This is a genomic window from Terrihalobacillus insolitus, assembly GCF_028416575.1.
GTDB lineage: Bacteria > Bacillota > Bacilli > Bacillales > Amphibacillaceae > Terrihalobacillus > Terrihalobacillus insolitus.
Genome location: NZ_JAMQKB010000003.1, coordinates 26,030 through 47,953, shown reverse-complemented (window position 1 = coordinate 47,953; position 21,924 = coordinate 26,030). Strand labels below are relative to the sequence as shown.

Here is a 21,924-nt window from a genome sequence, read left to right as displayed (position 1 = left end):
AAAATAATAGTTTGAGGTGAACCTATCGTGATAGGCAACAAGCAAGTAGTAACGATAAAAGGGACTCGAGATGGTCTTACTCTACATTTAGATGACTCGTGCTCTTTTGACGAATTGTTAAAAGAATTAGAGGACAAGCTCTCTACAAATTATTTAGATGAAGATGAGCCGATGATAACGGTTATGATCCAACTGGGTAACCGTTATTTACATAAAGAACAAGAGGAACAGCTTCGAGACCTGATAAGAAATAAAAAAAAGTTAGTGGTTCAATCCATTCATTCCAATGTAGTTCCCAAGAAAAAAGCATTAGAGTGGAAGGAAGATAGTGAAATTAAAGCGATCAATCGTATCGTGCGTTCAGGTCAAGTGGTCGAAGTAAAAGGTGATTTGTTATTAATTGGCGATGTTAATCCTGGTGGCAAAGTTGTGGCGAAGGGAAATATTTTTGTTATAGGGAGTTTACTAGGAGTAGCACATGCAGGGGTCAATGGGAATCGCGAGGCCGTGATTGTGGCCTCCTACATGAGACCGAGTCAATTAAGAATTGCGGACTATATAAGTAGATCACCTGACTATGAATCTGACGGAGTTTATATGGAATGTGGTTTAGTGGACGAGACGAGAGCAAAGATTGTGATTGATCGTCTTCAGGTTCTTATGCATAAGCGACCAGATTTAAGCGGATTTGAAAGGAGAATGTTAAATGGGTGAAGCGATCGTAATTACTTCTGGAAAAGGTGGTGTAGGCAAGACTACCACTACTGCTAATTTAGGAACTGCGCTTGCATTAATGGAAAAAAAGGTCTGCTTAATTGACACGGACATTGGTCTTCGTAATTTAGATGTTGTGATGGGTCTAGAAAATCGTATCATCTACGATATTGTAGATGTGATGAAAGGAAAGTGTAAATTAAATCAAGCATTGATAAAGGACAAACGTTTTGAATGCCTGTTCCTCCTTCCAGCAGCACAGACAAGTGACAAATCGGACTTAACACCTGAAGGCATGGAGGATATAGTAGACAATCTGAAGCAAGACTATGATTATATTTTAATAGACTGTCCTGCTGGTATTGAGCAAGGCTATAAAAATGCGGTTGCTGGAGCTGATAAAGCAATCGTTGTAACCACACCCGAGAAGTCAAGTGTTCGGGATGCTGATAGGATTATTGGATTGTTAGAGAAAGAGGACATTGAGCCACCACACTTAATCGTGAATCGAATTCGGAATCACATGGTGAAAAACGGGGATATGCTTGATGTCGATGAAATTGTCCAGATTTTGTCTATTGACCTTCTAGGGATTGTGGCCGATGATGATGAGGTTATCAAAGCTTCGAATCACGGTGAACCCGTTGCATTCCAGCCAAACACGAAAGCTTCCATTGCTTACCGGAACATTGCGCGAAGAATATTAGGAGAATCCGTACCATTGTTATCTTTAGAAGACGAAAAAGGCATGTTTTCAAAAATGAAAAAGTTTTTTGGAATGCGTTCTTAGGTTAACTAGAATCTCTTTTTTGAAAAACCTCTTGTCGCTTTAGACAAGGGGTTTTTGCATGATGACTATTTTCAAAGTCTATTGTTATGCGCAGTTTCTCCAATTTAATGAACATCCTCTCAAAACTCAATAACACCAATAACCTACTTCTTGCATATCTCTTTACCTTTTTTCATAGACTTGTACAAATATGACGTGAAGGAAAGGGAACTGTATATGAAAAAAGAGGTCAGTCAAGTCAGAAAAAGCATTGCAAGAAGAAAAAAAATGAAACAGATCGACCCAAAAGCCAAGAGTGGTACATCTTTTCGCCCTACCTTTCTACAGGATGAAGAGAAACACGGTTATTTTCCTTTTGCACAAGGGACAGAAGAGAATGGAAGGATGAGAGATACTTTTGTTACATCTTTCTTTACGAAAACCATTATGGCAGCGATATTATTTTTTGGTGTAGCAATTCTTTATCGTATCGACGTTAGTTGGTCGGACAAGCCTAAACAACTTACATCACAAATGCTTACAGAGGAATTCCCGTTCGCTAGTGTTAACCAATGGTATCAGAACAAATTTGGTTATCCATTAGCCTTAACACCTCAAAAAAAAGACCAAAGCAGTGAAACGGCCAATGCACTTCCTGTGAATGGCACGGTTAGCCAAACGTTTCAATCAAATGGAAAAGGAATTATGATTACAACAGAAAACGTATCAAAAGTTCTTTCCATGAAGGGGGGTATGGTTACATTTGCTGGAAATGACCGAGAGACAGGTAAAACGATCAAGATCCAGCATGCGGACGGTACGTACAGTATATACGGTAATTTAACATCGATTAATGTTTTTCAATACGAGTTTGTCGGAACGAATGATGTAATTGGTGAATTTGATCCATCCCAAGAAAATGCTCAACAAGTATACTTTGCCATTGAAAAAGACAATACATTTTTGGATCCCGTTCAGGTGATGAAAGTTGACGAACGTCCTTAAGCATCTACCTCCTGTTCATCTACATCCTGTTTTTTGGGCATTTACAGGGATTGCTATTTTAACAGGTACCTTCGTGGAATGGATGGTTATTTTTAGCATCGTTCTTATCCACGAGCTCGGGCATTTCGTTATGGCGAAACACTTTAAATGGAGAGTGAACAAGATCATGCTCTGGGTATTTGGTGGCGTAATGGATACGGATGAACATGGGGGTAGACCGATAAAAGAGGAATTGCTTGTTGTACTAGCCGGACCAATGCAACATATTTGGATGTATGGATTGATTTTTTTTGCTTCTTCTTTTACCTCTATCCCACCATCTCTGCTTGATCTTGCATTTGATTACAATACAACGATTCTTATTTTTAATTTACTACCGATTTGGCCACTAGATGGTGGAAAAATGTGTTTGCTTTGGTTATCTCTACTTTTGCCATACCGAAAAGCGCACAGTTTAACGATTGTATGTTCGATCATTATTTGTGTTAGCGGAGTTATCTTGTATTTTATGAATCCTTCCTTTACATTAAGTGCTGTTTTACTTATTAGTTTTATATTATGGGAAAATCGTCTAGAATGGAAACAACGTTATTATGTGTTTTTACGATTTTTAATGAAGAGACATAAGAACAATTGTAAAATCGGCAGAATAAGCCCTATTATTGTTAAGCCTGAAACGACAATAATCCAAATTTTTTCGCTTTTTAGACGAAACTACCGGCATTATATTCAGATATCTTCAGATCCAAAAGAACAGCAAGGGACAATGGACGAACAAAAGTGCTTAGATACCTTTTTTATGGATAAAAACTATACAATAACAGCTAGAGAGATGCTTGACCAAAATGGCTAAGGAAGTTGATAAAGATGCGATCATTGTACATACATTCTAGAACTACCGAACAAGTTGGGGTAGTTATGGAACAGAACGACATTCGGGAAGTTTTTCTTGACCGACCTACTGCAAACAGTCTAGTCGGAAATATTTATGTAGGAAGAGTCCGAAATATTGAGAAAGGTTTACAAGCCGCTTTTGTAGATGTAGGGCTAGATCGACTCGGCTTTTTGCAGCTAAGGGAGTTACCAAAGGGTAGGCAAAACCCGACATATTCCATCGAGAATGTAATAACAGAGGGAGAAAAGATCCTCGTTCAAATAATAAAGGATCCATTTGGTGAAAAAGGCGCAATGTTAACAGCAAACATTACCATTCCGGGTGTTAACCTCGTTTTTTTACCGTTCGGTGCTTATATTGCAGCATCGAAAAAATTACCAGAAACAAGTCGTACGCCTATTGTGAATCAGTTAAAAGCGATAAAGCAGGGGGAGGAAGGCGCAATAGTACGTACTTCAGCCCCTGAGTCTGCCCTGACCGAAATCGAGAGTGAATATGGACTACTGAAACAAAGATGGCAACAAATAGTGTCAGTTGCAAAACAAGTTACTACACCTACTCGCTTATTTGAAGACCATTTAATACCTGATAAACTCTTGCGAAGATTTTCTCCTTCTTCCATCGAAGTAGTCTATGTTGATGATAGCTCTTTAGCGAATGATTTAAGAAAACGACATCCTGTTTTGTCCAAACGGATTAAGTGGAAAAAGGAAACAGAAGCACTTCTTCCATATACCATTCCTCAACTGTACGAATATCTTGTTCGAAAAAAAGTACAGGTTAGTGGTGGGGCGAATCTTCACATTGATCAAGCAGAGGCGTTAACAGTTATCGATGTAAACTCATCCTCTTTTACAAAGCATTTATCCAAAAACCAAACGATGATTCGAACAAATATGAATGCTGCGATTGAAGCGGCGAAACAAATTCGATTAAGAAATCTTTCGGGGATGATTATCATTGATTTTATTCGAATGTCAACAGAAGGGGATCGAGAAAAAGTTCGATACACACTTGAACAAGAATTAGCAAAAGACCCTGTTCGAACGGAAGTGTATGGATTTACTAAGCTTGGATTACTTGAAATGACAAGAAAAAGAGAAACTCCCGATTTACCCTATCTTTTATTAGGGAGTCAGGCAAACGCCATTCATCCGTTCTCACATGAAACGACAGCATATATACTTGAGAGAGAAATTGTATCCTATCAAATGAAGCAGGTCGAGGTGCTCATCATTGAGCTACATCCAAACGTATATGAACGATTTTTACATAACATTAGAGACAACATGAAAGATGTGACACTTGATGTGTACATGATTCAAAATGAGTATATAGATTCTTTTCAAGTCAAACATGCTGGGAGTCAAAGTGTAATAGAACAACAAGTAAAGGAAACCTCTTACCCTATTGACAAGGTTTTTTAATATGTGGTAACATTTATACGTTATAGTGAGTAGCAGCACCGATTGCTACAACCGCACAGAACAGGTATAGTTAAAGTCTTTTGACACCTGTATGGCGAGTCTTAGTCTATAGGGAGGTGCAACACAGTATGTACGCTATTATTGAAACTGGTGGTAAGCAAGTGAAAGTGGAAGAGGGACAAGCGATCTACGTGGAAAAGGTCGATGCGGAAACAGGTAACTCGGTCACTATTGATAAAGTACTTGTAGTTGGTGGTGACGATGTTAAAGTCGGTTCCCCTTACGTTGATGGTGCTTCTGTGACAGCCAAGGTTGAAAAACAAGGCCGTCAGAAGAAAATCACCGTATTCAAGTATAAGCCAAAGAAGAATTACAAGCGTAAACAAGGTCACCGTCAGCCATACACGAAGCTTACGATTGAGAAAATCAACGCGTAGGGCTATAAAAGTGATTAAGGTAACGGCTTATCGTAAAAGTGGAAAAATGTATGCGTTCGAGCTAAGCGGTCATGCAAGTAGTGGACCAGCGGGGCATGATCTAGTATGTGCTGGGGTATCGGCAGTGTCCTTTGGTGGAATCAATGCTGTGATCAAGCTGTGCCAATTCGAACCAATCATTAACCAGGCAGGTAATGAAGGCGGCTACTTACGCATGGAATTACCCGAACACATTACAGATGACATTCGTTCAAAAGCAGAATGGCTGCTAGAGGGTATGATGGTATCCCTTCAAACAATTGAACGTGATTATGGTCAATATATTTCCATCTCTGAAAAATAAGGAGGTGCAATCGAAATGCTACGTCTAGATTTACAATTTTTCTCTACAAAAAAAGGTCAAGGTAGTACTAGAAACGGTCGTGACTCAGAAGCAAAGCGTTTAGGTGCGAAACGTGCTGATGGACAGCTTGTATCTGGTGGATCGATTTTATATCGTCAACGCGGTACAAAGATTTATCCTGGAAATAACGTTGGCCGTGGTGGTGATGACACCCTTTTCGCAAAAGTAGATGGTGTTGTGAAATTTGAGCGTTACGGCCGTGACCGTAAAAAGGTGAGCGTATACCCGAAAGCTCAGGAGGCATAAGCCAACTTATTTAAGATCCTAGCCATATGTATGGTTAGGATCTTTTTCTTTTTGTGATTTGTCTGGCTTCTATGTTCTACAAGAATTCTTGCAAAATTTTTGTTATAATTTTCAAAAGGGGTGACAGATTATGAAAGAAAATGAGGTAATAGATATCCTAAGCCATTATCGTCACGATTATTTGAATCAGCTCCAACTGATTCAAGGGTATGTGATGATGGGAAAAACAGATAAGGTTCAACAAAAGTTGAATGAAATCGTTGCTTTGGCACATGAAGAAAGAAAACTTTCTAACTTACATATACCTAAAACAGCACTTTGGATAATTCGCTTCAATTCGTTACATACGAACATGCGGTTTGACTATCAAGTAAAGGACATTCAATTACCTCTTTCTGATGTAGATGATGAAGTGTACCGTCATTGTGTTCGAACAGTAGAAACGGTAGAATGGTACAGTGACCAAATGGAAATGTATAATGGTAATATAACGATAAGACAAGACAATCAAAATAATGTGTGGTTGGACTTTTTAATTATGGGAATTTTTTCGAATAAGGATGAGATGGTGGAGGAATTGAGCGGTATGTCCTTTTTGCATCATGTTACATATAAAGAAGTCGATAAAAAAATACGCTGTTCGATGTCGATACAGTGCAAGTAAAGAGGTGGCCGATGTGTTTGTCGATCAAGTGAAGGTATATGTGAAAGCAGGCGATGGAGGTAATGGAATTGTTGCTTTCAGAAGAGAAATATATGAACCGATGGGAGGACCAGCTGGTGGTGATGGTGGGAATGGTGGAGATATCGTTTTTGAAGTGGACGAGGGTCTTAACACGTTGATGGATTTCCGTTACAAAAGGCACTTTAAGGCGAAGCGTGGCGAACACGGTATGAGTAAAGGGCAGCATGGAAAAAACGCTGATCCGCTTGTTGTAAGGGTTCCACCAGGTACGACAGTAAAGGATGACGATACGGGCGAGGTCATTGCAGATCTTGTTGCACATAAACAGCAAGCTATAATTGCTAATGGAGGAAGAGGGGGACGAGGGAATATTCGGTTTGCCACAGCACGTAATCCTGCCCCTGAAATTTCAGAGAATGGAGAACCTGGGCGCGAGCGTTACATACAGGTTGAATTAAAACTGATTGCCGATGTAGGGCTTGTCGGTTTTCCTAGTGTTGGGAAATCCACGTTATTATCGGTCGTTAGTGCTGCAAAGCCTAAAATTGCAGATTATCATTTTACCACAATTGCCCCTAATTTAGGTGTAGTAGAGACTGGAGATCAACGCGCATTTGTCATGGCTGACTTACCAGGGCTAATTGAAGGAGCGCATGAGGGGATTGGTTTAGGACATCAGTTTTTACGCCATGTGGAGCGAACCCGTATCATTGTGCATGTGATTGATATGGCTGCAACAGAAGGGCGCGATCCTTATCAAGACTACGTTACGATAAATACGGAACTAAAAGCATACGATCTTTCACTAGAAAAGCGTCCGCAAATCATTGTAGCCAATAAGATGGACATGCCAGGAGCGGCGGAAAATCTAGATGCGTTCCAAAAAAAGGTGAATGACGATTATCCCATTTTCCCAATTTCCGCATTTACAAAAGATGGATTAAAGCCATTGCTTTTTGCCATATCAGACTTATTAGACTCCATTCCGAAAGAAACAACGTCCATTGAAGATAGTGAACAAAAGCACGTCATGTACCGGTTTGTGGGAGAAGAGGATGCATTCACAGTTACAAGAGAGTCTGATGGAAGTTTCGTTCTGTCAGGTGATAAAATAGAGAAACTGTTCAAAATGACAGACTTCAACCACGATGAATCGGTTCGTCGGTTTTCCCGGCAACTTCGAGGTATGGGTGTTGACGATGAGTTAAGAAAAAGAGGGGCAAAAGATGGAGATACTGTACGTCTTTTAGAATATGAATTCGAATTTGTTGAATAAAGAGGAAGTGCAAAAAGATTATGGAGAGGGGGATGGGGTGATGGTCTATGAAGAGGACAAATTTTATTTGGTTCGATCCGATATTTTGCCTGAAGCGATGAAAAAAACGATAGAGGTTAAAGCTTTAATTGAAAGAGGGAAGGTGAATTCGGTCTATGATGCGGTAAAGCAAGTTGACTTATCAAGAAGTGCTTTTTATAAATACCGTGATGCGGTTTTCCCTTTTCAAGCGATGGTAAAGGAAAGGATCATCACTTTATTTTTTCATTTAGAGGATCGATCAGGTACACTATCCAATTTGCTAGCTATTGTGGCTAAGGCAGGAGGAAATATTTTAACGATACACCAAACCATTCCACTTCATGGAAAAGCGAATGTGACCATTTCTCTCAACACCTCTGCCATGAAGCAAGACATTGAGTTATTAATTCAGCAACTAAAACGATTAGACTTTGTTGATCGAGTAGAAATATTAAGTTCAGGTGCATAGATAGGGGGAAGTGACAGCGTGTCACAAACAAAAACAATAGGATATTTAGGTCCAAAAGGAACATTCACAAAAATGGCGGTTGATGGACTATTTAATGGAGGAGACAAACGCAGCTTTAGTACGATACCTGAGTGTATTGATGCTGTTGCTGCCGATGAAATTCAAATTGGAGTGGTTCCACTTGAAAATGCAATTGAAGGAACGGTTCATTTAACGATCGATTATTTAATACACCAAGTTAGACTACCAATTGTTGCAGAAATTGTAGTACCAATTAAGCAGCATTTATTAGTTCGAAAGGATTTTACGGGTACGTTAGAAGACATTGAACAGATTCATTCGCATAGTCATGCGATTGCGCAATGTCACCAATACATACACAAAAACATGCCCAATGCGGGAATCCACTTTGAATCATCAACAGGAAGAGCTGCCGAAGTGGTTGCCGCCTCGTCTGCTAATATTGCAGCAATTGGTAACCACCTCGCAGCAAAAACATATGACTTAAACATTTATGAGGAAAGTATTCATGATTACGCTAATAATCATACTCGCTTTGCAGTACTATCGAAAAGAACAGAACCAATTAGCGTAACTTTACCCGAAGAAGCGTACAAAACATCATTAATGATTACATTGCCTAGCGATTATGCAGGTGCGTTGCATCAAGTGCTTTCGGCATTTGCCTGGAGAAAAATGAACCTTTCTAAAATTGAATCGCGGCCAATGAAAACGGGACTTGGTAATTATTTTTTCATTATTGATGTGAATCAACCTTATGATCATGTTCTCTTTCCAGGGGTACAGGCGGAGATGGAGGCACTAGGGTGTAAGGTGGAAATACTCGGAACTTATCCAACCTATCATGTTAACCCATCTTAAGACAAGACAATCTCTTTTTATAGTAACGGGTTTTCTTTTGAGGTGCAAATAAGAGGAAAACAATGCAAATCACAGAAAGATTCACAACAAAAATAGCAGGGCAATTCGTAGTAGAATTAGCTTCTGCTATTTTTGTTGTGAATAGAAGATTTCTTGGAATATCCAACAAGTGATTGTATAGTATAAATAGATGAATTATGTTCGTTATTTAACTAACATGGCAGGATAGTGCAACAATAAAATGGGTTTTTATGGTAAGGTAAAATAGGAAGAGGGGGGGATTTTTTGCAAAAAAAATAAGTATTGTTTTATTAACTGTTTTAACCATTATTGTGTTAGTAGGGTGTTCCCAATATAAAACCCACGAAGTTTCAAAAGAAGAATATTTGAATGATTTTAAGAAATTTGCAGGAGAGGGTTATAGAATTCACGTTTTTATTGAAAAGAACCCAATTCCAAAAGAAGTTGATGTTCTTTGGAATTATAATAAATATGAGAATTGGACGGGTACACAAATTTTTCGAGCTATTGATGGTGAATATAAGGCAAATTACTTGGAAACTTTTGATGCAGAAAGTTATCCTTTCTATCTTGTAGTTTCGAAAAATGGTATTGAAATACAGTCAAACTCTCTAAACGAAGTAGAACAATTTTATGAAGAATTAGAAGGAAATTAAACTAAAGGGTGCTTAAACAAAATAAATAATAATAGTAAATACTACTCCGTACTTGAAAAGTAGAATTTACTATGTAATATGTATCGTATATATAGATATAATCTTGTGGTTGGATATAATGGAGGTTAATTATGTATAACGTATCAGAAATAAATTATTATTGGACAGAAATTTATTACCATTTACATTTGCCTCATAAGGAAAAAATTACTCACCAGGTTATTAGGATACTTCAACATATAGAAAAAAATAACGGTATAGGCATTGGTGAAGTGGCTACCTATCTGAATGTTTCTCATAACACTGCATCAGAAAATGTGAAAAGAATAATACAAAAAGGTTATCTTCAAAAGCAAAGAGATTTATCAGATGAAAGGAAGGTTATCCTTTGTTTGACAGATACGGGGAAGGATGTTCTATATCGTAACACCAGTCTTGATGAAGAAAAGTTAAAAAAAGTATTAAATCAATTTAGCTCAAAAGATAGACAAATGATAGAACAAGGTTTTAGAACATTAAGTGAAGGTGTTAAGAAATGTATGTAATAATGAAAATAGTTATCTCCGCAATTGTAATAGGAATTGTGACGGAAGTAGCTAGGAGGTTTCCGACATATGGTGGTGTAGTTGCAGCTTTACCATTAGTAAGTTTGCTCAGCATAATCTGGCTATATTTTCAGGGTGAACAAAGTAACACTTTAAGTAAGTTTGCGTTAGGTGTCCTATGGGGATTTCCTGCCACTGCTATATTGCTTTTAATTGTATATATTTTATTAAAGAATTCAATTCCATTGTTTATATCCATAGGATATGGTATAGGTGGATGGATATTATTTTTATTTATACAAGATTTTTTATTTAAGACATTGAAATTATCACTCTTTAACTAAACGGGCAGGTTTATTCATAAGAAATTAGTAATATTAGGGGAGATAGATAGTTGAATAGTAATTGAGGAGGGAGTTTGTGAACGTTAAGAAATTAGTGTGTTTAATAGGCCTAGCTACTATTTTATTTGTTTCAGGGTGTTCAACTTCAAGAACTATTTCGATATCTGATAACAGCAAAATTGCTCTTATTCCTGATGGAGAAGGAGGAAAAGCACTTACATTTGCAGTAATAATGGAGAACAATTCTAATAAAGAATCGGTTCCATTTTATGTAGAATTTGAGATAGAAGATGAGTGGCTAAGCTCCATTGTAGAGAAGAATAAATTTATCGTAGGTGAAAGTATGGGGGTTGATAAATTAGGTGCTTTGTACTCGATAGAAGCTAATTCAGAGTTTCAAGCAGGGCATACTTATAGAATTGCTGGAGAGATAGAAGAAATTAAATTAAAGGAAACAATAGAGCAAAATGATTCTGTAAAAGTTAACTTACTTAATGAGAAAGAAAAGGTTATTTACTCGGATTTCATAAGAAACTTTGGTAAAGATTTTTCCACAGATGGAGTAGATGAGACAGCTAAATAAATGTTTTCTTCAACAAAACCTATTCTTATTGAACTAACGTGGCAGGATAATTTAATAAAGTGAAAAATAAAAAGTGTAGTATGAAATGTTAAGATGGGATTATATAGATTGGAGGTATTCGATGAAAATTAACTCATATCTTATTCAATTAGCAATTACTACAATAGCTATTTTTGGAGGAACTTTTACTATTCGTTATTTCAGAACGGGTGAACTTCTATTAGACCAAATTATTGGGGCTTCGGTTGGTGTGATACTTCTGATTGCATCAGTGATTTGGAGGAAAATGAACAGCCCCAAGTCTAGCGAAATGGAATGATTATTTTCCAAGCGTTCATCGCACCGATCGGGTAGGAATGCGAGGTTTTTCGCAGTGCGAGCTCTTAACAAGTAGAGTGGTAGGCACCATCTTGTTTAAGGGTAACGAGGAACTTATAGTCTAAAGTACATAGCGTTAGATGGAACGCGGAACGACGGGAAACTGTCACATTCCGTGTGGAGCAGGGCAAAAGCTGGAGATAACTTCAAATGCTTACCTATTGCTGACGTTTCTGTAATAAGGCAGGAACGCTTTTTCATTAACGGCGCAGGATAATTGGAAAGGGATTTGAATTGGTAATCGTAAATAAATATAAGATTTATTAGGGAAGTGAGTTTGTTGGAGATTTTAATTAGTTTTATTATTGGGTTTTTGTTTTTAGCAGTTGGTATTATAGCATTTTTCCCACCTCCCACCTCGTAAATTCCCTTGGTTGATACGATTTATCATTATATTTGTAGGTGTTGGATTTACTTTGTATTCTGTTTTAAGGTTATTCGGTTTAGTTTCCTCTTAAAGTAAAGGGTGGCATAACTACAATAAGTATTTTTGATTCATTACATATATGATTTGTTATGATATTATAAGATAAAGGATATCGGTGGTGATTAATTAGTATGGGAAAAATTCAATCTTCAGAAGAGCTTATGAAATATATTGAGAATATGAATAGTGATAACTCTGTATTCCAGTTTTCGATTCCTGGCAAAGGAAAATTTACACTTGTTTTACAAGAAGAAGATGATGAAAAATCTATACAGTTTGAAGCTGATGGAAATCCTGAACTTAAACGTATGTTAAAAGAAAGTCAGGAGCAGTATGAAAATGGACGTGGAATGTCTACTTCAGAATTATTAAATTCTCTGTCTAAAAAGGACTTTATGTAATGTATGACCGAAATGTTATTTGGTCCCCTGTTGTTAAGGAAAAACTTACTCTGTTTAGGAGTGAAAGGTTTACACCTGAAGAGACTCTCGATTTTATCTCTCAGTTTATCATCGAAACCGAAAATCTATTAAAGAATCGTATAATTGGAAAAACATACACTGAAGAATTCGGCAAATATAAAAAGGTTACTAGGGTAGTTATTAAAAGGTTTAGAGTTTATTATAAGTTGATTGAGAATGATGTTGTTATTTTAGCTATCCTTTTTCCAGGTGAAAACTAAATAAACCTTATACATGAACTCATTTGACCGTTACAATTAGTTATGGTCTTTTCTTATGAAAATTTATTGTCAACTATTTGTAAAAGATGATGGTTTGTGAAGGTTTACACTTAAGCTAACGGGGGCTTTTGTTAAAGATTCGACATATGGAATAACTAAATTAAATGAGGCTTGGTTCTAAAAAACAGAACTGAGTCTTTTTTGATTTTTACTTGTAAATAACTGGCGCTTTATCATATTAAATAACAGATTGAGAATATTCACTCTCACTCTGCTAAAAACATTGCTATTTATCGTGCTATTTTAATCGCCAAAATGCCAAAAATATTGATATTGATATATTCAACAAAAATAAGGGTGGGAAATCGTATGTGATTTCGTATCCTATTTATATCGTTATTTACTGTTTTGCACCCTTAAAAGGAACCCGTTATTTTTTATAGGGGTTGTTTTTTTGTGTAGAATTTTTATGGTGTGAATCCGTACACCAATGATAGAGATGCGTATAATTATCTTTATTTTTCAGTTTGAACATCCACTTAAAATAAAAATTTTATTCAACCTTTTTGGGGCAATCGCATATGTTGTTATGGAATTGACCTGTTCTAAGCTTAGAAAAGTTTATCTATAGAAGGGAGTTTCAGTATTGAAGATTCATGTCGCTCAAAAAGGTGAAACATTGCAGGAAATTGCACAGAGGCACGATGTTGTTTTTGATGAATTAAAAGAAATGAATACGCATCTTTCCAATCCAGACATGATCATGCCGGGGATGAAAATAAGAATTCCATCAAGTTCAAAGCAAGTAAGGAAAGAGTCAGCTACTGCTCCTATGAAGAAAAAGGAAGAACCTAAAGAGGTGCCAATGCCAAAAGAAATAATACAGTATCCAACAGAACATCCATATAAGGATACATCTCCAAAAGCCATGCCTGTTATGAAAGAAGATGACACAGTAAAACCATTAAATAATAAAATTCCAGTGGATCCATTAAAAGGCATAAATGATCAAAAATTCGATCAGGAGCCAGGGAATGCAAAAGACAATTGGAAGGCTCCCACAATGCCTGGATTTCCAATGGATAAAAAAGGATATGGAGATAAAAAAATGAGCTTTGGTCCTGAAAATGCAACACATCATCAGGTGCCTGCTCCGTATGGTGGAGCTCCAACTCCTTTTCAAGGTGTACCAAATGGGATGCCATGGGTGCAAGGTGAACCAGCTGGATATCCAGCTCAACCAGTAGGGCAATATGGTGTTGGATCACATGCACCTTTACCTCCACAGCACGTATCACCACAGCAATCCTATCATCAACCGGTACATGAAGAATATGGAGAAAACTGGATGGAATCCTCTTCTTCTGTTGAAATACCACAGTTGCCATATCACTTAGCCGGCACACCTAAGAAACAAAACTGTGGTTGTGGATCTGGAAATAATGTAACTTATCCGCCATATGGAGCTGTTTCACCGTATGGTCAACCAGGATATCAAACATTTGTTCCTAGACCTCAAGGTGGTGTCCCTAACCAGCCAGTTGCACCAAAGCCGGCATATCCAGGCTATCCAGGTGGCACTCTTAATCAGCCGGTTGTACCAAACCAAGCCTATCCAGGCTATCAAGGTGGCACTCCAAATCAGCCAGTTGCACCAAACCAGGCCTATCCAGGCTATCCAGGTGGCACTCCTAATCAACCGGTTGTACCAAACCAAGCCTATCCAGGCTATCCAGGTGGTACTCCAAATCAGCCAGTTGCACCAAACCAAGCCTATCCAGGCTATCCTATTCCACCTGTTTCAGGAGGTTATGGGTATAATAATCCAGGCTTTAATCGTAGTGATGAGAGTGGAGAAGGAAGTGAATAAAGGTGGATTAAGAGACGGTACCAATGTGGGTCGTCTCTCTTCCTTTTTATATACGCACGGAGGACTACAGGTAGAGCAAATTGATAGTATCAAAAAGGGCGTTTACTATGTAAAACAACGAAATGGGGCAGCTTATATCCTAAAACAATATAAGTCATTAGCTATAATTGAACAACAGTGGAAGCTATTTGATGAAATTAGTACCACTACCATCGTACCTTTTACTTCGTTCCCTAATCAGGGGCGGATATTATATGGCGACCATTATTACTGGACACTCGCTCCATATGTACCAGGGAAATCTTTGACCTTTTCAGATGAAAAAGATCGAAGGGATGCTGTTCAGTATCTGGATAAATTTCATACAGAAACAAAGGGAATCTCCATATATTCTCCATTATTAAAACAACCGTTATATGAAAAGTTAGAACATCGACTGCAAAAATGGAAACGAACCAAAAGAATTTTTGAGAAATATGGATATGATCATCTATATTCTGAGCTCAATGTGTTATATGAATTGCTGCTTGATCGATTTACAAAACTGAATTGGAACAAAATTGAGCAGAATGCTATTGATCAATGGATGTGGACACATGGTGATGTTGCTTCCCACAATTTTAGGCGGGATGCAAATAACATGATCCGTTTGATCGATTTTGACTTACTATCATTATCCCCGCATTTATATGACTGGATCCAATTGGGACAAAGGTTTTTACCATTTCTTGATTGGAAGCTAGACCGATTAGAAGCTTATTTTTCGGAAATAAATATCCCTAAAGATGCATGGTTACTTGGTATTGCCATTCCATCAGACATCATTCGTGAATGGTGGCATTTTTTGCAGCAGAACCATCATAAAAAAATCGAACAATACTTAATGAAATTACAGAAAACATGGGAAAAGCGGAAGATATTTGTCGATGATGTAAACTCTGTGCTATGATGATAATTATTAATAAAATGGAAGGTGACGATACAGCAATGCAGGAAAAAGTGGATCAACTTGTCCAATGGCTAAGGGAAAAACTTAAGGAAACAGGCATGAAAGGTTTCATTGTTGGTATTAGTGGTGGAATTGACTCTGCTGTTGTTGCGCATTTGATAAAACGTTCTGCACCTGATGCATCTTTAGGTGTAATTATGCCATGCAAAAGTAATCCAGATGATAAAAAAGATGCCGAAAGTGTGGTAGAAAGCTGTGGTATCGATAAATTAACAGTGGACTTAACAGAAACGCATGATATTATGTTTTCAACGATTCGCCACCAATTAATAGAAAGTGGAAGGTTAAATGATGATCAACTAAAGCTTGCAGACGCAAACTTGAGGGCTAGGTTAAGAATGAGTACACTTTATGCAATTGCAGCTAATCACCAATATCTTGTTGTTGGCACAGATAATGCAGCAGAATTTTACACGGGTTATTTTACAAAATATGGGGATGGAGGGGTTGACTTAGTTCCGCTTGTCCACCAAACAAAAGGTGAAGTACGAGAAATGGCGGAATATTTGGGCGTCCCGTTACAAATTATTCAGAAAAAGCCCAGTGCTGGTCTATGGGAAGGCCAAACCGATGAAAATGAAATGGGAACAACGTATAATACAATCGACACTTTTCTAAGAGGCGGAGAAATACCGCAAAAGGATCGTGAAATTATTGAACGTATGCACCAGAATTCAGAGCACAAAAGACAGATTGCTTCTGGTCCGCCAAAATTTTAGAAATGTCGAGTAATGATAAAATCCAGGAAGACAGCGTTAGATTTTCTTCTAGGATTCCTTGATAGAAACACTTTCCAATAGTATAAAAAACCTTCCCTTACTCATTCTAATGGGTAAGGGGAGGTTTTTTTAATGAGAAAAAAATGGCTCTTTCCTATTTTCACATCCCTATCTTTGTTTATGGTCGGATGTAATGATGCTGAAGAAGCACAACCGCAACAAAATCAGCAGCAAGAAGATTTAACGGAAATGATTCGTTACGATCAGCAACAGGTAGCGGATGATGATCAAGAAAAGGCTACGAAGAAAGACGATGATTATGAAAGAGGCGGAGACTTGGATGGCTATTTAAAGGATATCGACAAGCCAGATGGCCAAGATTATGAAGACCGTTTTTATAATGAAGAGTCTGCAGCTGTTATTCGAGAAATTAACAAATTAGAAGAAGTCAAGTTGACACAGGCATTCGTGACAGATGAAAAAGTGATAGTGGCAGTCATGTTACACCAAGAAGGCAACCTTGATGTAGAAGATGAGATTAAGAGCATAGTGGAGAAAATAGTGCCAAACAGAGAAATCGAGGTTTTCACGGAAGACGTTTATTGGAACAAGATCCGAAACCTAAATTCTCGGTAAAACAAGCAGACACACCGCTAAGACCCAAACGAATATAGACAAATTATTTGGTACAGGTAAGTAACAAGTAGAAATCCCCATCACACATTGAACGTGTTTTGGGGATTTCTTCTACTTATGTTCCTTTTTATGATATAGTAAACGTAAAAATGGAGAGAGGAGAATGTCCAATGGCTGGCCATTCTAAGTGGAAAAACATTCAGAGACGAAAGAATGCACAAGATTCGAAACGCGGTAAAATTTTTATGAAGCTTGCCAAAGATATTTTCATTGCTGCAAAGGAAGGTGGAGGGGATCCCGATATGAACCCTTCTTTACGACTTGCAGTAGATAAAGCGAAAATAAATAATATGCCTAATGAAAACATAGATCGAGCAATTAAAAAAGCAACTGGTAACCTTGACGGTGTTAGTTATGAGGAATTGATCTATGAAGGATATGGCCCAGGAGGAACGGCTGTCATGGTTCAGATTGTAACCGATAATAAAAACCGTGCAGCAGCGGAAGTTCGGCATGCTTTTAGTAAAAACGGTGGAAACCTTGGTGAAAATGGTTGTGTAGCATTTATGTTTAGCCGAAAAGGGTACATCGTCATAGATCGGGTTCAAACTGCAGCAGATGAAGATGAAATCATGCTTGAGGCAATCGAGGCTGGCGCTGAAGAAATGGAGACTTCGAATGAAGCATATGAAATTTATACGGAACCAGAAAAGTTTAATGAGGTAAGAAAACAACTAGAGGAAAACGGCTATGTGTTAGAAACAGCCGAGGTAACGATGATTCCAGAAACATACACACAATTAAATGAAGAAGAAGCAAAAAGTATGCTTAACCTAGTGGAAATGCTAGAAAATATAGAAGATGTTCAGGATGTTTACCATAATATGGACGTTGATGACGAATTATTAGATCAGCTTTAAATACGTATTCAAAAAGTCGGCAAATTAGAAGCAAGCAGGTCGAGGCGGCGCTGTTTTGAGTAACGGAGCGTATGCTTTTAATACGTGAGTAACGGAAAAACAAGCCAACGAAGAGATGCGCCGCTTATCATTTGGTGACTTTTTGAACAACCTCTTTAAATGCGTATTTTCTCCCACCTAAAAAATAAATGAAGAATGGATAAAATTCCTGTTTCTGGTGATAACTAAAATAGGAATAATTGTATTTACAAAAGGTGGGAAACTAAATGAAGCGTAAGTTAATACTGTTTACTTTTACATTTATACTGGGAGTAGGTTTTGTAGGAATGGTAGGGCTTGCTTATCCAATAGAAGGTGGAAGTACGGATAAAGAATTAGCCGCTAAAGAGGAGGCTGTATTAAAGGATCCATTAAAACTTAGTGTCATCCTTCAAAAGCAATATATTGATGGAAAGATAGAGGAAACTTCCCATACGGAGACAATTTGGGCAATGCAGGATTTTTGGGCGTTTTATGATGGTTGGGAAGTAGTGAATCAAGGGAAAGGTGAAGTTACTTTCCGAAAAGAAATTCGTGATATTTCCCCTTATTTAAAGGAAAATGGCTACTTTGGTTTGCAAAACGGACAGCTTACCATTTTTGAAGGGCGACCAATGGACGAACAAGTAATTCAGACATTTTATCATATTGATACAAAAAAATTAGAGACTTATCAATTGCAACAGTTAAATAATGGTATTAAAATTGACTCTAAAGATGTCTATCAATATGTGCTCGAAGCCTTTAGGGGGATGTCACCTTCAAGATCTGTTACTAGTTAACAAAAAGCCTCATATGAATTGAGGCTTTTTTTGTACTTTAAGCACGTAGAGTTTCTCTTCTTTCTACACGAACATACGATTGTGTGGTAGAATGAAAAATAGGAAAAACGTGATAGAGGAGAAATCGTATGATAGCATACATAAAAGGGACGTTAATTCATATCGAAGACCAAGCGGTGATTGTAGAATCACATGGGATTGGTTATCAAATATTTTGTCCAAATCCATTTGTGTTTCAAGGGGAAATTGGAAGCGAAGTAAAAATATATACCTTTCATTATGTACGAGAAGATGCACAAATATTGTATGGATTTAAGAAAACGGAAGAAAAAGCCTTATTTTCAAAAATACTAAATGTATCAGGTATTGGTCCAAAAGGTGCTTTGTCCATATTAAGCACAGCAAAGGTTGGAGATTTTGTTGCAGCGATTGAACGAGAAGATGAACAATATTTAACAAGCTTTTCTGGGGTCGGAAAAAAAACAGCACGCCAAATGATGTTAGATTTAAAAGGTAAGCTACCTTTCGTTGATACAACTGAAAGCATTGTTGAGGGAAATGAAGAGACGCATCCATTAGAATTAGACAAAAGTGTTGCAATAGAAGATGCGGTGGAAGCAATGAAAGCTCTTGGTTATTCAGACAAGGAACTGAAGCCAATTTTGCCGATACTGAAAAAAGAGCAGCATGCCAATACCGATGAATTTGTACGCAAAGGACTTGCACTAATGATGCAAAAGGGGTAAAGAGGTGATCGCGTGGAGGAGCGAATGATTTCTAGTGATGTTCAGGAAGAAGATCAAACAGTTGAGTACAGTCTTCGTCCAACATCATTAAAACAATACATTGGACAACAAAAAGTAAAGGAAAATTTAAGCATTTTTATTGAAGCGGCAAAAATGAGAAACGAACCATTGGATCATGTCTTGTTATATGGGCCTCCAGGTCTTGGGAAAACGACGTTAGCTTCCATTATCGCAAATGAGCTTGGGGTTCAATTTCGTTCCACTTCTGGACCAGCTATCGAACGTGCTGGCGATTTAGCAGCCATCCTTTCTTCTTTAGAGGCTGGAGATGTTTTATTTATTGATGAGATTCATCGTCTTCCTAGGACCGTTGAAGAAGTACTATATCCTGCGATGGAGGACTTTTTTCTTGATATTGTGATTGGATCTGGACCAAGTGCACGCTCGGTTCGGCTAGATCTTCCTCCATTTACATTAGTTGGTGCAACAACAAGGGCAGGGCTTTTGTCAGCGCCACTAAGGGATAGGTTTGGTGTGTTGAGCAGACTGGAGTTTTATCAAGTGGAAGATCTTTGTTCCATTGTCGAAAGAACTGCTGAGATTTTTGCGGCTCCTATTCAAAAGGATGCTGCAATAGAGATTGCCCGAAGATCAAGGGGGACACCTAGAATTGCAAATCGTTTGTTAAAGCGTGTTCGGGACATTTCACAGGTTAAGGGAGAAAGTGAAATTTCAAAAGAAACCACCCAACAGGCACTACAAATGCTTCAGGTTGATGCGGCAGGTCTGGATCATATTGATCATAAGCTATTACTAAACATAATGGATGGCTTTAATGGAGGTCCTGTTGGCTTAGACACGATTGCAGCCACCATTGGTGAGGAATCGCAAACCATTGAAGATGTTTATGAACCTTTTTTATTACAAATTGGTTTTATTCAACGTACACCAAGAGGTAGAATGCTCACACCTAAAGCATATAAACATTTTAAACGGGAGGTGCCAAAAGGTTGACCGGATTCGGAAAAATCTTTATCTTAATAGGGGTTGTGTTTATTATCATTGGCCTGATCTGGGGTATTATTGGTAAACTTCCAGGTGATATTAGCATTAAAAAAGGTAATTTCACATTCTATTTTCCGATTATGACATCTATTGTTGTTAGTATCATTCTTTCACTACTATTTTATGTGATCGGAAAATTCCGTTAAAATGCGTAAGGAGATCGGTGCATATGAATATTGACGATTTTGATTTTGATCTACCAGAAGAACTAATCGCTCAAACACCTTTACTCAACAGGGAAACATCACGAATGCTTGTGATGCAGCGGGATAAGGCTGAAATCGAGCACAGGCATTTTTTTGATATCCTGGATTATCTGGATGAAGGGGACTGTATTGTGTTAAATGATACACGAGTCTTTCCTGCTAGGCTATATGGACTAAAAGAGGATACGGGTGCAAAGGTAGAAGTATTACTGTTGAAGCAACTGCAACAGGATGATTGGGAAGTGCTTGTAAAACCTGCCAAAAAGGTAAAAGAAAATACAACTCTCTCTTTCGGTAATGGAAAGTTACGAGCAACTTGTGTAGAGGAAATGGAGCACGGCGGCCGCGTGCTTCGGTTTGAATATGAGGGTATTTTTATGGAGGTTCTTGATCAGTTAGGAGAAATGCCACTTCCTCCCTATATTAAGGAACAACTGCCTGATCGAGAAAGATATCAAACAGTTTATGCTAAAGAAGAAGGGTCAGCAGCTGCCCCAACAGCAGGCCTTCATTTTACAAAGGAATTATTAAATGATATGGAGAAAAAAGGGATAGAGATCGCCTATATTACGTTACATGTAGGTCTTGGCACATTTCGGCCAGTAAGTGTTGACGCTATCGAAGAACATACAATGCATGCAGAATTTTATCAAATGTCAAAGGAAACAGCGGAACAGCTTAATCGAATAAAAAAGAATAAAGGGCGAATTATTTCTGTTGGTACAACATCAACCAGAACGCTAGAAACGATTGCGAGAGATCATAATGGCGTGTTTAAGGAAGATAGTGGATGGACAAATATATTTATTTATCCACCATATCAATTTAAAGCTGTAGATGGCTTAATAACGAACTTTCATTTACCAAAATCAACGCTCATCATGCTTGTCAGTGCATTTGCTGGAAGGAATTTTGTGTTAACGGCTTATCGGGAAGCAGTTGCGAAACGTTATCGATTTTTTAGTTTCGGCGACGCCATGTTGATTCTTTAAATACGTGTTCAAAAAGTCGGCAAATAAGAAGCAAGCAGGTCGAGGCGTCGTAGTTTTGAGTAGCGCAGCGTATGC

29 protein-coding genes and 1 other annotated feature are annotated in these 21,924 nt (G+C 37.9%); all 29 genes read left to right on the top strand.

Translation table 11 applies throughout. From position 1 onward, the window contains the following. Nucleotides 1-27: 27 nt before the first annotated feature. The 29 genes from minC to queA all read left to right on the top strand — a co-directional run bounded on the left by minC (nucleotide 28) and on the right by queA (nucleotide 21,849). Complete coding sequence (minC, locus tag NC797_RS05110) at nucleotides 28-714, top strand: septum site-determining protein MinC (RefSeq protein WP_272435670.1); 687 nt, start codon at nucleotides 28-30, stop codon at nucleotides 712-714. Next, on the top strand, nucleotides 707-1,504 hold the full coding sequence (gene minD, locus NC797_RS05105; protein ID WP_272435668.1) for a septum site-determining protein MinD: 798 nt from the start codon (nucleotides 707-709) through the stop codon (nucleotides 1,502-1,504). Before minC ends, minD begins: the two co-directional genes overlap by 8 nt. A gap of 216 nt (nucleotides 1,505-1,720) precedes the next feature. Further along, the gene (locus NC797_RS05100) at nucleotides 1,721-2,488 is read left to right on the top strand and encodes a M23 family metallopeptidase (protein ID WP_272435667.1); all 768 of its coding nucleotides are present in this window, start codon (nucleotides 1,721-1,723) and stop codon (nucleotides 2,486-2,488) included. After that, entirely contained in the window at nucleotides 2,472-3,341 is an 870-nt protein-coding gene (locus NC797_RS05095) for a M50 family metallopeptidase (RefSeq protein ID WP_272435665.1), read from the top strand. The genes NC797_RS05100 and NC797_RS05095 overlap by 17 nt, the downstream gene beginning before the upstream one ends. A 14-nt stretch (nucleotides 3,342-3,355) precedes the next feature. After that, nucleotides 3,356-4,810, top strand: coding sequence for a ribonuclease E/G (locus NC797_RS05090; protein ID WP_272435664.1), 1,455 nt, complete (start codon nucleotides 3,356-3,358; stop codon nucleotides 4,808-4,810). A gap of 39 nt (nucleotides 4,811-4,849) precedes the next feature. Then, nucleotides 4,850-4,922, top strand: a sequence feature (ribosomal protein L21 leader region). 16 nt (nucleotides 4,923-4,938) lie between these two features. Continuing rightward, a complete protein-coding gene (gene rplU, locus NC797_RS05085; protein ID WP_272435663.1) occupies nucleotides 4,939-5,247 on the top strand; it encodes a 50S ribosomal protein L21 in 309 nt (102 codons plus the stop codon). A gap of 10 nt (nucleotides 5,248-5,257) precedes the next feature. Next, nucleotides 5,258-5,590, top strand: a complete 333-nt coding sequence (locus NC797_RS05080) for a ribosomal-processing cysteine protease Prp (RefSeq protein WP_272435662.1) — start codon at nucleotides 5,258-5,260, stop codon at nucleotides 5,588-5,590. Between the two features lie 15 nt (nucleotides 5,591-5,605). Then, entirely contained in the window at nucleotides 5,606-5,896 is a 291-nt protein-coding gene (rpmA, locus tag NC797_RS05075) for a 50S ribosomal protein L27 (RefSeq protein ID WP_272435661.1), read from the top strand. A gap of 130 nt (nucleotides 5,897-6,026) precedes the next feature. Next, nucleotides 6,027-6,560, top strand: coding sequence for a Spo0B domain-containing protein (locus NC797_RS05070; RefSeq protein WP_272435660.1), 534 nt, complete (start codon nucleotides 6,027-6,029; stop codon nucleotides 6,558-6,560). 13 nt (nucleotides 6,561-6,573) lie between these two features. Further along, nucleotides 6,574-7,857 carry a GTPase ObgE gene (gene obgE / locus NC797_RS05065; RefSeq protein WP_272435659.1) on the top strand — a complete coding sequence of 428 codons (1,284 nt, stop codon included), beginning with the start codon at nucleotides 6,574-6,576 and terminating at the stop codon, nucleotides 7,855-7,857. A 40-nt stretch (nucleotides 7,858-7,897) separates the two neighbouring features. Beyond that, complete coding sequence (locus tag NC797_RS05060) at nucleotides 7,898-8,347, top strand: ACT domain-containing protein (protein ID WP_272435658.1); 450 nt, start codon at nucleotides 7,898-7,900, stop codon at nucleotides 8,345-8,347. 18 nt (nucleotides 8,348-8,365) lie between these two features. Next, nucleotides 8,366-9,229 carry a prephenate dehydratase gene (gene pheA / locus NC797_RS05055; RefSeq protein ID WP_272435657.1) on the top strand — a complete coding sequence of 288 codons (864 nt, stop codon included), beginning with the start codon at nucleotides 8,366-8,368 and terminating at the stop codon, nucleotides 9,227-9,229. Nucleotides 9,230-9,615: 386 nt separating this feature from the next. Further along, nucleotides 9,616-9,906, top strand: coding sequence for a hypothetical protein (locus tag NC797_RS05050; RefSeq protein WP_272435656.1), 291 nt, complete (start codon nucleotides 9,616-9,618; stop codon nucleotides 9,904-9,906). Nucleotides 9,907-10,037: 131 nt separating this feature from the next. Next, nucleotides 10,038-10,451 (top strand): MarR family winged helix-turn-helix transcriptional regulator, encoded by a 414-nt coding sequence (locus tag NC797_RS05045; RefSeq protein WP_272435655.1) that lies wholly within the window; start codon nucleotides 10,038-10,040, stop codon nucleotides 10,449-10,451. Further along, nucleotides 10,442-10,795, top strand: a complete 354-nt coding sequence (locus tag NC797_RS05040; protein ID WP_272435654.1) for a DUF3147 family protein — start codon at nucleotides 10,442-10,444, stop codon at nucleotides 10,793-10,795. Before NC797_RS05045 ends, NC797_RS05040 begins: the two co-directional genes overlap by 10 nt. Before the next feature lie 76 nt (nucleotides 10,796-10,871). Beyond that, the gene (locus tag NC797_RS05035; protein ID WP_272435653.1) at nucleotides 10,872-11,378 is read left to right on the top strand and encodes a hypothetical protein; all 507 of its coding nucleotides are present in this window, start codon (nucleotides 10,872-10,874) and stop codon (nucleotides 11,376-11,378) included. Nucleotides 11,379-11,499: 121 nt separating this feature from the next. Continuing rightward, the gene (locus NC797_RS05030) at nucleotides 11,500-11,697 is read left to right on the top strand and encodes a hypothetical protein (protein WP_272435652.1); all 198 of its coding nucleotides are present in this window, start codon (nucleotides 11,500-11,502) and stop codon (nucleotides 11,695-11,697) included. A gap of 617 nt (nucleotides 11,698-12,314) precedes the next feature. Further along, nucleotides 12,315-12,584 (top strand): hypothetical protein, encoded by a 270-nt coding sequence (locus tag NC797_RS05025; protein WP_272435651.1) that lies wholly within the window; start codon nucleotides 12,315-12,317, stop codon nucleotides 12,582-12,584. Continuing rightward, nucleotides 12,584-12,865 carry a type II toxin-antitoxin system RelE/ParE family toxin gene (locus tag NC797_RS05020; RefSeq protein ID WP_272435650.1) on the top strand — a complete coding sequence of 94 codons (282 nt, stop codon included), beginning with the start codon at nucleotides 12,584-12,586 and terminating at the stop codon, nucleotides 12,863-12,865. Before NC797_RS05025 ends, NC797_RS05020 begins: the two co-directional genes overlap by 1 nt. A gap of 646 nt (nucleotides 12,866-13,511) precedes the next feature. Continuing rightward, on the top strand, nucleotides 13,512-14,735 hold the full coding sequence (locus tag NC797_RS05015) for a LysM peptidoglycan-binding domain-containing protein (protein ID WP_272435649.1): 1,224 nt from the start codon (nucleotides 13,512-13,514) through the stop codon (nucleotides 14,733-14,735). Further along, on the top strand, nucleotides 14,677-15,684 hold the full coding sequence (locus tag NC797_RS05010) for a phosphotransferase (protein WP_272435647.1): 1,008 nt from the start codon (nucleotides 14,677-14,679) through the stop codon (nucleotides 15,682-15,684). The genes NC797_RS05015 and NC797_RS05010 overlap by 59 nt, the downstream gene beginning before the upstream one ends. Before the next feature lie 38 nt (nucleotides 15,685-15,722). Beyond that, complete coding sequence (gene nadE, locus NC797_RS05005; RefSeq protein ID WP_272435831.1) at nucleotides 15,723-16,463, top strand: NAD(+) synthase; 741 nt, start codon at nucleotides 15,723-15,725, stop codon at nucleotides 16,461-16,463. 132 nt (nucleotides 16,464-16,595) lie between these two features. Beyond that, nucleotides 16,596-17,099, top strand: coding sequence for a YhcN/YlaJ family sporulation lipoprotein (locus NC797_RS05000; RefSeq protein ID WP_272435646.1), 504 nt, complete (start codon nucleotides 16,596-16,598; stop codon nucleotides 17,097-17,099). 170 nt (nucleotides 17,100-17,269) lie between these two features. Next, nucleotides 17,270-18,019 carry a YebC/PmpR family DNA-binding transcriptional regulator gene (locus NC797_RS04995; protein ID WP_272435644.1) on the top strand — a complete coding sequence of 250 codons (750 nt, stop codon included), beginning with the start codon at nucleotides 17,270-17,272 and terminating at the stop codon, nucleotides 18,017-18,019. Between the two features lie 266 nt (nucleotides 18,020-18,285). Then, nucleotides 18,286-18,840: a BofC C-terminal domain-containing protein gene (locus tag NC797_RS04990; RefSeq protein WP_272435643.1), complete on the top strand. Its 555-nt coding sequence runs from the start codon at nucleotides 18,286-18,288 to the stop codon at nucleotides 18,838-18,840. A 128-nt stretch (nucleotides 18,841-18,968) separates the two neighbouring features. Next, nucleotides 18,969-19,586 carry a Holliday junction branch migration protein RuvA gene (gene ruvA / locus NC797_RS04985; protein ID WP_272435642.1) on the top strand — a complete coding sequence of 206 codons (618 nt, stop codon included), beginning with the start codon at nucleotides 18,969-18,971 and terminating at the stop codon, nucleotides 19,584-19,586. Nucleotides 19,587-19,598: 12 nt separating this feature from the next. Next, the gene (gene ruvB, locus NC797_RS04980) at nucleotides 19,599-20,600 is read left to right on the top strand and encodes a Holliday junction branch migration DNA helicase RuvB (protein ID WP_272435641.1); all 1,002 of its coding nucleotides are present in this window, start codon (nucleotides 19,599-19,601) and stop codon (nucleotides 20,598-20,600) included. Beyond that, nucleotides 20,597-20,797: a DUF2905 domain-containing protein gene (locus NC797_RS04975; protein ID WP_272435639.1), complete on the top strand. Its 201-nt coding sequence runs from the start codon at nucleotides 20,597-20,599 to the stop codon at nucleotides 20,795-20,797. Before ruvB ends, NC797_RS04975 begins: the two co-directional genes overlap by 4 nt. 23 nt (nucleotides 20,798-20,820) lie before the next feature. Then, a complete protein-coding gene (gene queA, locus NC797_RS04970; protein ID WP_272435638.1) occupies nucleotides 20,821-21,849 on the top strand; it encodes a tRNA preQ1(34) S-adenosylmethionine ribosyltransferase-isomerase QueA in 1,029 nt (342 codons plus the stop codon). The last annotated feature ends 75 nt before the right edge of the window (nucleotides 21,850-21,924 follow it).

What these genes read in the sequence shown, in the direction of transcription:
- NC797_RS05070 (WP_272435660.1), top strand. Translation starts at nt 6,027, where the DNA reads ATGAAAGAAAATGAGGTAATAGATATCCTAAGCCATTATCGTCACGAT.
- NC797_RS05030 (WP_272435652.1), top strand. Translation starts at nt 11,500, where the DNA reads ATGAAAATTAACTCATATCTTATTCAATTAGCAATTACTACAATAGCT.
- NC797_RS05045 (WP_272435655.1), top strand. Translation starts at nt 10,038, where the DNA reads ATGTATAACGTATCAGAAATAAATTATTATTGGACAGAAATTTATTAC.
- NC797_RS05040 (WP_272435654.1), top strand. Translation starts at nt 10,442, where the DNA reads ATGTATGTAATAATGAAAATAGTTATCTCCGCAATTGTAATAGGAATT.
- minD (WP_272435668.1), top strand. Translation starts at nt 707, where the DNA reads ATGGGTGAAGCGATCGTAATTACTTCTGGAAAAGGTGGTGTAGGCAAG.
- NC797_RS04990 (WP_272435643.1), top strand. Translation starts at nt 18,286, where the DNA reads ATGAAGCGTAAGTTAATACTGTTTACTTTTACATTTATACTGGGAGTA.
- NC797_RS05090 (WP_272435664.1), top strand. Translation starts at nt 3,356, where the DNA reads ATGCGATCATTGTACATACATTCTAGAACTACCGAACAAGTTGGGGTA.
- NC797_RS05010 (WP_272435647.1), top strand. Translation starts at nt 14,677, where the DNA reads ATGGGTATAATAATCCAGGCTTTAATCGTAGTGATGAGAGTGGAGAAG.
- queA (WP_272435638.1), top strand. Translation starts at nt 20,821, where the DNA reads ATGAATATTGACGATTTTGATTTTGATCTACCAGAAGAACTAATCGCT.
- ruvA (WP_272435642.1), top strand. Translation starts at nt 18,969, where the DNA reads ATGATAGCATACATAAAAGGGACGTTAATTCATATCGAAGACCAAGCG.
- NC797_RS05000 (WP_272435646.1), top strand. Translation starts at nt 16,596, where the DNA reads ATGAGAAAAAAATGGCTCTTTCCTATTTTCACATCCCTATCTTTGTTT.
- rpmA (WP_272435661.1), top strand. Translation starts at nt 5,606, where the DNA reads ATGCTACGTCTAGATTTACAATTTTTCTCTACAAAAAAAGGTCAAGGT.
- nadE (WP_272435831.1), top strand. Translation starts at nt 15,723, where the DNA reads ATGCAGGAAAAAGTGGATCAACTTGTCCAATGGCTAAGGGAAAAACTT.
- NC797_RS04995 (WP_272435644.1), top strand. Translation starts at nt 17,270, where the DNA reads ATGGCTGGCCATTCTAAGTGGAAAAACATTCAGAGACGAAAGAATGCA.
- NC797_RS05025 (WP_272435651.1), top strand. Translation starts at nt 12,315, where the DNA reads ATGGGAAAAATTCAATCTTCAGAAGAGCTTATGAAATATATTGAGAAT.
- NC797_RS05100 (WP_272435667.1), top strand. Translation starts at nt 1,721, where the DNA reads ATGAAAAAAGAGGTCAGTCAAGTCAGAAAAAGCATTGCAAGAAGAAAA.
- NC797_RS05060 (WP_272435658.1), top strand. Translation starts at nt 7,898, where the DNA reads ATGGTCTATGAAGAGGACAAATTTTATTTGGTTCGATCCGATATTTTG.
- rplU (WP_272435663.1), top strand. Translation starts at nt 4,939, where the DNA reads ATGTACGCTATTATTGAAACTGGTGGTAAGCAAGTGAAAGTGGAAGAG.
- NC797_RS05020 (WP_272435650.1), top strand. Translation starts at nt 12,584, where the DNA reads ATGTATGACCGAAATGTTATTTGGTCCCCTGTTGTTAAGGAAAAACTT.